The 6611-nt window shown below is 28.2% G+C and carries 5 protein-coding genes and 2 pseudogenes; 5 read left to right on the forward strand and 2 right to left on the reverse strand.

Annotated elements, in window-relative coordinates; all coding sequences use genetic code 11:
- The coding region (locus LLF98_RS04375) for a transposase (RefSeq protein ID WP_291701237.1) at positions 1-294 on the forward strand (294 nt) is incomplete at its 5' end.
- Between the two features lie 222 nt (positions 295-516).
- On the opposite strand, the pseudogene LLF98_RS04380 reads toward LLF98_RS04375, so the two are convergent.
- Together LLF98_RS04380 and LLF98_RS04385 are read right to left on the reverse strand one after the other, a co-directional pair.
- Positions 517-894: pseudogene (locus tag LLF98_RS04380) on the reverse strand (IS1595 family transposase); the annotation flags it as partial.
- Positions 890-1354: pseudogene (locus LLF98_RS04385) on the reverse strand (NAD-dependent malic enzyme); the annotation flags it as partial. The pseudogenes LLF98_RS04385 and LLF98_RS04380, both read right to left, overlap by 5 nt.
- 317 nt (positions 1355-1671) lie before the next feature.
- On the opposite strand from LLF98_RS04385, the gene LLF98_RS04390 reads away from it, so the two are divergent.
- From LLF98_RS04390 to LLF98_RS04405, 4 genes are all read left to right on the forward strand, one after another.
- Complete coding sequence (locus tag LLF98_RS04390) at positions 1672-2958, forward strand: adenylosuccinate synthase (protein WP_291701239.1); 1287 nt, start codon at positions 1672-1674, stop codon at positions 2956-2958.
- A 104-nt stretch (positions 2959-3062) separates the two neighbouring features.
- A complete protein-coding gene (locus LLF98_RS04395; RefSeq protein WP_291701241.1) occupies positions 3063-3245 on the forward strand; it encodes a DUF1858 domain-containing protein in 183 nt (60 codons plus the stop codon).
- 385 nt (positions 3246-3630) lie between these two features.
- Entirely contained in the window at positions 3631-4386 is a 756-nt protein-coding gene (locus LLF98_RS04400; RefSeq protein WP_291701243.1) for an acyl-ACP thioesterase domain-containing protein, read from the forward strand.
- A gap of 318 nt (positions 4387-4704) precedes the next feature.
- The gene (locus tag LLF98_RS04405; RefSeq protein WP_291701245.1) at positions 4705-6420 is read left to right on the forward strand and encodes a methyl-accepting chemotaxis protein; all 1716 of its coding nucleotides are present in this window, start codon (positions 4705-4707) and stop codon (positions 6418-6420) included.
- Positions 6421-6611: the final 191 nt, after the last annotated feature.

Consider the following 6611-nt stretch of genomic DNA (forward strand, 5'->3'; position numbering starts at 1 on the left):
GGAATAAAACTTCATGTAGCTTTAAATATTAATGACTTTACACCTCAAAAAGTTGTTGAAACTATTGCAAAAAAGCATGACGGACCGATAGGTGAAAGTTTAATAGATGTAAATTCCATTTTAGTTGAAGATAGGGCTTATGGAAATCATGAGAGATTTGATATGTTTAAAGAAATAAAGCAATCTTTTGTTATAAGAATAAAAAACAATATAGTGCTTTCGCAATCAAGGAAATTAAAAAGCTTAGAAGTAGAAAATTCTTCTGTAATTCAAGATATTACGTGTTATTTATGAACAAACACTAAAAAAACTCAAAATAGATTTAGAGTAGTTGACTTTACTGACTATTATGATAAATCAGTAAAAGTGTGCACTAACCTAATGGATATTACTTTTATAAGAAAATTGCTTGAAAAAAGTCTTAAGACTGAAGTCTATGTATCCATTAACTTATTTTTGAAAAATATCAAAAGCAAGTTAATGATTTGAAGTAAAAAATTGGTTAATCAACACTTGTGTTGCTATATTAATTTCTACAATTTTAGCACTTTTCCTAATAGAATAGTCATTAATCATACACTTAGCGTATTTGAGCCATTTATCTAACATTTTCTTACTTTTATAGGTTGCAGAATTAGTGAAGTCAGTAAAAGTTTTCTTGCAAGATTTACAGATATATCTTTGTTTACCATTATACTTATAATTTATTGATATAGTTTCAGAACCACGAAAAGGACATACTTTTCCTTTAGAAAATCTAAATTCTTTAACCTTTTGTTCTACCTGACTTACTTGCGAACCTAAGACAAGAATTTCTTCTAAAGTTGAAAGTATTTGTTCTTTTTGATGTAGTGGCAACTTTTCAATATCATCTAATATTGACTTTACATACAACTACTTTGATATCTTCTATTTTTTTGTTTACTATTTTTAAAGCATTTAACAAGTCAAATAAAATAACAGTAGTTGTCCCATGATGATCATCGTGAAATACTGGGATATTTAATTTTTCTTTCAATCTCTTTTCAATTTCAAAGCATCGAGATGCTGAAATATATTCTAAGTTTATTCCACCTAAGTAACGGTAAATGTTTACAACTATAGCAACAATTTCATCCAGGTTTTTAGTATCAAGAACTATTGGAAATGCATCTACATTACCAAATTCCTTGAATAAGACACTTTTACCTTACATAACAGGTAGTGAGACAAGTGGCCCAATGTCTCCAAGACCTAAAACAGCAGTACCATCAGAAATAACAGCAACTGTATTCCATTTACGAGTATATATGTAAGCTTTTGCAGGATCTTTATGTATCTCGCGACAAGGATCTGCAACTCCAGGGGTGTATGCAAAACATAATCATATAGTATAATTATACGAATTATTTATGAAAAAAGCAAAAAAATATTCGATAAATGGTTGACCGTGAAAGGGTACTTTGCTAATATTTAAAAGGAGAGATTAAAATATCAAGTTAGACTTGATTGAGATGGTTTTTGATTACCATATCAATCTTAGTTGAACTTATCCAGGAGCGTGCAGCTGTTATCTTTTACTTGAAGAAGAGAGAGTGTTACGGATGCTAGATATCGGATAAATTAATAAAACTCCAAATAATAGTTAAAATTAAGGCTAATAATAGTATTAATTTAAGGGAGGCAGAATAAATGTCAGCATTTATTGTTTTAGGAGCTCAATGGGGAGATGAAGGAAAAGGAAAGATGACAGATTACTTAGCAGAAGAGGCTAATGTAGTTGTTAGATTTCAAGGTGGAAATAATGCTGGTCACACTGTAGTGGTTGGTGACAAAGAATATAAACTTCACTTAATACCATCAGGAATTTTATATGAAGATAAATTAAATGTAATAGGAAATGGAGTAGTTGTAGATCCAAAAGCTCTATTTGAAGAAATAGATTACTTAGAAGGTGTCGGGGTTAAAGTTACACCTGAAAAGTTAATAGTAAGTGACAGAGCTCAACTTATCATGCCATATCATAAGATATTAGATATATTAAAAGAAAAAGCTAGAGGAAAAAATGATATAGGAACTACAGGTAAAGGAATAGGACCATGTTATACAGATAAATTTGAAAGATGCGGAATTAGAGTTTGCGATTTAATGCATGAAGATGTTTTTGCAGAAAAATTAAAAGAAAATGTTGAAATGAAAAATAAATATATTACAAAGGTATTAGATGGAGAAGCATTAAATTTTGATGAAATATTCAAAGAGTATTTAGAATTTGCTAAGAAATTAAAACCATTTGTTCAGGATACATCTGTTAGAGTATATAACGACATTAAAGCAGATAAGGTTGTTTTATTTGAAGGTGCTCAAGGAATGTTATTAGATATTGATTATGGAACATACCCATATGTAACATCATCTAATACAACAGCTGGTGGAGTTGCTAGTGGTGTTGGTATAGGGCCTAACATGATTACTAATGCTGTAGGTATAACAAAAGCTTATACTACAAGAGTTGGTAAGGGACCATTCCCAACAGAATTACTTGATGAAACTGGAGATTGGATCAGAGAAAAGGGACATGAATATGGTGTAACTACAGGAAGATCAAGAAGATGTGGGTGGTTAGACTTAGTTATAGTTAAGACAGCAGCTAGGGTAAGTGGTTTAACTTCATTAGCTGTTACTAAAATAGATACATTAGCTGGATTAGAAAAGATCAAAGTATGTGTTGGATACAAATTTAATGATACAATTATAGATTATTTCCCAGCAAGTTTAGAAGATTTGGCTAAATGTGAGCCAATATATGAAGAATTTGATGGTTGGGATGATAGTGTAGCTGATGTTAGAAGCTATGATGAGTTACCTGACAATGTTAAAAAGTATTTAGCTAGAATATCAGAATTTACAGATACTAAGATTTCAATAGTTGGAGTTGGCCCAAAGAGAGATCAAACAATGAGAATAGATAGCATATAATTTATAGCATATCATTATACTCGGGTATTGACTTTCGGCTTAGTATAAAATATAATTTATAGTATACAATAAGTATATAAAGTTATATTAAAGAAGGTGAAAGTATGATAACTAAAGATATGACAATTGGTGAAGTCGTTAATGCAGATTCATCTAAGGCTGAAATTTTAATGAGCTTTGGAATGGGATGTGTTGGATGTCCATCAGCTCAAGCTGAAACTATAGCAGAAGCTGCAACAGTTCATGGATTAAATTTAGATGATTTATTAGAAGCATTAAATAGATAGCATAATTATTTATAAGAGGATTTTCTTTTTAGAGAATCCTCTTTTTAATATTAAACTATTTATGAAATTTAAAAATAATAGATAATCTGTGGTTGTATAAGTAATGTTAAATCAAGGGAAATATTTTTTTTGCAATTGAGTGAATTTAGACAATATATTTAATTAGAATATTATGTTAATATTATTTAAGAACATATATTTTAAAGCTGATTTAAATTAATAATAGATAAATATAAAAGGAGAGGGGAGAATTATTGCAATTTAAAAATAGTATATCTTTAGGTAAATATTCTTAAATTAATAATATATAGTAGAGAAAATATGGTTTTTAAGATAAATGCATAAAATAAAATAGCTATTTTTATAAATTTTGCAATGAGTAGATATGAGTAAGATTTTTACAAAGAAATATGAGATACATTATTATGAAGTAAATTCTAAATTGAGATGTAAATTATCATCAATAATTGAGTTTATTGGTGATGTGGGAACTCAACAGTCAGAATATTTAGGCGATGGGATGGATTATTGCAAAAAAAATAATTGCGCATGGGTGTTTTATAAATATGATATAAAAATGCATAGGTATCCAGTATTTGGAGAAATGATAAGTGTTACAACTCAACCTGTCGGTTTCAAGAAGTTTTATGCATTAAGAAAATATGTGATTAGGGATGAAAAAGACAATCTTATTGGAGAAGCATCAGCATTATTTTTCTTAATTGACATTAAAAAAAGAAGACCTATTCGAATACAAAAGGAACAATACGAATTCTATGGTATAGATGGTAATGTTAATTATGATATAAGTATGGATAAAATAGAGATAAATGATGAAGAACAATACCGTAAACAATTTAATATTAGATATAGTGATATTGATTCAAATAATCATGTTAATAATGTTAAGTATGTTGAGTGGGCAATTGAAGCAGTTCCTCTTGATGTAATTAATAATTACACTCTTAAGAGGATTAAGGTGGTTTTTGAAAAAGAATGCATATATGGAGATAAAGTGTCAGTATCAGCAACATTAAAAGAAATAGATGATGATAATTTAAAGTCATATCATAAAATAAGAAATAGTGAAGGAAGTCAATTAACATTATTAGAAGCAGATTGGGAAAAGATTGTTTTATAAAAGTTAATTATAACATAAAAAACATTTCTTTTTTATAATATTTTTTGTATTAATTATATTATAAAAAGGGAATGGTTTTTATTTTTTAGATATGAATATAAAATTAAGTTAAATTTAAAAAGTCAAATATTTTGTAATTAATGATTAAAAGTAGATATATTATGAAGGAATATAGTTACTTTCATCGAATAATAACAAAGACTGATGTAAACCATAACAAGAAAAAGTTCTTTGTAAAATATTTCAAGATAAAATACAATTTTCATCACAACAAATATTCAATAATAATAATTTTAGACAGGAGAGAGGATATGTATAATGTTAAAGACTATCAAAAGTAAGCTAATTTTTTTAACTTCTATTTTATTAACTGCTATTGTATTTATGGGTGTTTACTCCGTAGTAAATTTAAAGGCAGTAAACAGTAAATCTACAATAATTTCAGAAGAAATGGTACCAGGAATTATATATTCAGAAGAATTAAATAATATGACTTCAGACTTTAGATTAATTGAGTACGAACATATTATTGCTCAAAGCAGCCAAGTAATGGATGAAAAAGAAAAAGCCATTGAAGAAAAAAATAAAGAAATACAAAATTATATGGAGAATTATAAGAATGCAATAAGTCCTAATGAATATGAAGAAGAAAAATTATTTAATGATGTTCAAAAACAATGGGGAGAATATTTAGCTTTAAATAAAAAAATAATTGAGCTAAGTAGACAACTAAAAACAGATGAAGCAATGGAAATAATGAACAAAGGATCAAGGGAAGCTTTTGATACAGCATCTAATTCTTTATTAAAATTAACAGATTTAAACAAGGAAATGACTCAAAATGCTAGTTTAGAAGGGGATAAACAGTATTTTAGTGCTATTAAGATTACTTTAGTTATAATAATAGTTTTGGGTATAGTTAGCATAGTTATTGCACTATTTATTATTGGATCTATAAGAAGATCATTAAATATTTTAAAAAGAGAATTAGATACCCTATCAGAGAAGGGAGGAGACTTAACACAAAAAATAATAGTTCATTCTAAAGATGAAATTAATGAACTTGCAAACAGTCTAAATAAATTTATAGATAACATAAGAAATATTGTTAGTTCAGTTAATGAAAGTGTAGATAGCATTGAATTAGTTATGGACACTATAAATGTGACTATAACAGATTTAAATGAAAACATAGAGGAAGTATCAGCAACTACAGAAGAATTATCTGCAACAATGGAAGAAACAGCAGCATCAGCACAGGAAATGACTGCAACATCTCAAGAAATTGAAAGGGCAGTTGAGTCTATTTCTCAAAAATCACAAGAAGGTGCAGTTCAAGCAGGACAAATACATAAAAGAGCAGCAGATATAAAACAAAACGTACAAGTTTCTCAAAAAAAATCTAATGAAATATTTATGATTACAAAAACAAATTTAGAAGCGGCTATAGAGTCAACAAAAATTGTAGATAAAATAAAAATACTTTCAAAAGCTATAATGGATATAACTTCACAAACAAATCTTCTTGCTTTAAATGCTGCAATTGAAGCTGCAAGAGCTGGAGAAGCTGGAAAAGGATTTTCTGTAGTTGCTGAAGAGATAAGAAAACTTGCAGAACAATCAAAAAATACTGTAATAGAAATTCAAGATATATCAAATAAAGTAACAAAGTCTGTAAGTGATCTTTCAGAAAACTCAAATAAGTTATTAACATTTATGGATACAGATGTAGCAAATGATTATGCTACTATGATTACTGTTGCAGATAAATATAATAAAGATGCAGAGTTTGTTGATAACCTTGTATCAGAATTTAGCTCAACTTCAGAGGAACTTTTGGCATCTTTAAGTGAGGTGTTAAAGACTATAGATGGAGTGGCAGGGGCAGCTAGTGAAGGTGCAGGTGGTACAACTGATATTGCAATTAGAATTTCAGAAATCAGTAATAAGTCTAATGGTTTATCAGAAGAAGCATTTAAATCAAAAGAAAATGGGGATAAACTAAAACAAGAAATCTCTAAATTTAAGATTTAATAGTAGTACTCAAAGAAATTGAAAAGTGTTCTTAAGTAATTCTAAGAATTAAAGGGGCTGTCGCATTAGCGGATTAAAATCCGTTAGCGAGAGCTCCTTTTTTAGCACATATGAGATGTTTTTTATATATAATATTTCTTTAACTAAAAAATCTCTAGAAATTGGCGTACTTTAATAAGCCTTTAAAAAAA

Source organism: Clostridium sp., from assembly GCF_021372645.1.
GTDB lineage: Bacteria > Bacillota > Clostridia > Clostridiales > Clostridiaceae > Clostridium.

Coding starts and splice junctions, on each gene's coding strand:
- LLF98_RS04400 (WP_291701243.1), top strand. CDS start 3,631: ATGAGTAAGATTTTTACAAAGAAATATGAGATACATTATTATGAAGTA.
- LLF98_RS04395 (WP_291701241.1), top strand. CDS start 3,063: ATGATAACTAAAGATATGACAATTGGTGAAGTCGTTAATGCAGATTCA.
- LLF98_RS04405 (WP_291701245.1), top strand. CDS start 4,705: ATGTTAAAGACTATCAAAAGTAAGCTAATTTTTTTAACTTCTATTTTA.
- LLF98_RS04390 (WP_291701239.1), top strand. CDS start 1,672: ATGTCAGCATTTATTGTTTTAGGAGCTCAATGGGGAGATGAAGGAAAA.